This is a genomic window from Helicobacter apodemus (assembly GCF_000765745.2).
In the GTDB taxonomy this organism is placed as follows: domain Bacteria; phylum Campylobacterota; class Campylobacteria; order Campylobacterales; family Helicobacteraceae; genus Helicobacter_D; species Helicobacter_D apodemus.
In genome coordinates, this window is sequence record NZ_JRPC02000073.1 from 1 (window position 1) to 1,617 (window position 1,617).

The 1,617-nt window shown below is 30.7% G+C and carries 1 protein-coding gene; it reads left to right on the plus strand.

Features of this window, described 5'->3' with window-relative positions; all coding sequences use genetic code 11:
- Positions 1-1,617 (plus strand): LPD3 domain-containing protein (locus tag LS72_RS11050; RefSeq protein ID WP_194145617.1); only part of this gene is annotated, 1,617 nt, incomplete at both ends.

Sequence of the window (1,617 nt, forward strand, 5' to 3'; positions counted from 1 at the left end):
TATTAAAGAGCAAGAATTAACAACAGGCATTAAACCCATAGATAATCTACAAACACCTACATTAAAAGAGGAATTCGCAACTGCTAATACTTCACAAAAGATTAGCATTATTGAGAGGGAACTTCTTAAGGAGAATGAAGCACTTAGAAAAGAATATAGGGAACTTAATGAAATTATAAAAAATAAAGACTATACAAGCCTTGAAATCTCTGAAGCTACAAATTTTATAAAGACCAATACAAAATCTTTAGGAGAAAAATACATTAAGTTAATCAATCCTTTTGATACTAGAGACATTATTTTGATACAAAGAGGAACACCAAAAGAGGAAGCAGAACATTTCTTAGAGTGGAAAATAAGAAATGAAAGTTTAATCCCTATAAGCAAAACTATAAATAACAACAAAAAAGAAATAATAAGATTAAAAAATGATTTAGAGTTTTCTTGGAGTGAATCTAATAAAGCAAGATTGGAAAAGAATCTTGCACGATTAGAAAAACATTTACTAAAACAGGAGGAGGAGTATTTTAAATCCCTTTCTTTAACTTATGATTTAAACACACAAGAGGGATTAGAAAAAACAAAAGATTTGTTTTATAGAGCCAATCCTACACAAGAGCAAATACAACTCTTTGAATCTATCCTACCCATAGCAAAGAAGCTAGGGGTAGAAGTAAGAAATGCTATAAGAGAACCTTACCAAAGGGGTGGAAACACAAAGGATATAGCAGGGATTTATCTTTTAAATCAAAATAGCGCAAGAGTAAAGCATAGTATAAAGGAAAAAGAAAAAAGCAAAACATTATTGCACGAACTTATCCATAGTGTAACAAGTAGAGCAATGATTGCTTATGAGAGAGGGGCAACCCATCTTTTAAATAAGGAACAGATTCAAGCCATTGAAAATATAAATAGCCTTTATCAACAAGTCTTTAAACAAAGTGATGAGTTAGGATTATCCTTGCAAAATGATTATGGGCTTACCAATCCTCACGAACTCCTTGCAGAGCTAAGTAATCCTAGTTTTGTAGAAAAACTTAAAAAAATCAATGTGTTTGAAAAGCTTATTGATAATATAATCCAGCTTTTTGTAAGTATAAAAGAAATAGCAGGGCTTAAGAAAACCAATGCTTATGATACACTCAAAAATAATGTAGCAGATATTATACAAAACTATAAAAGCGACTTCACACAACAATATAACAATCTCAAAATAAGGAATATAACATTAAATAATAAGGACACAATACAAACAAAACCTTTTGCTTACCATACACAAACACCTAAAGGCATTGCAAGTTTAAGAGCTTCTTTAAAAGAAGCATTAAGCCCATACATAAACAAAGAAATTACCAACAAGGAAACAGGGCTTAGTGGGACAATTTCTATTAAAGAAATTAATAAAATTTCAAGCTCTAAAGCAGTGGATAAAAGTATTTATAATGGATTTAGTAGGGATGAGCATTTTAAGGTGAGTGAGAATCTTAAAGAGCTTTTTGAAAACGCACATTTAAAGCAAACCCATACAGACTACAAAGAAAGACCAAATATACAAGCAGTGCATAGGTTTAATACACCTTTAAGCATTAATGATAAAGAAGCCGTAGCAAAAATCAC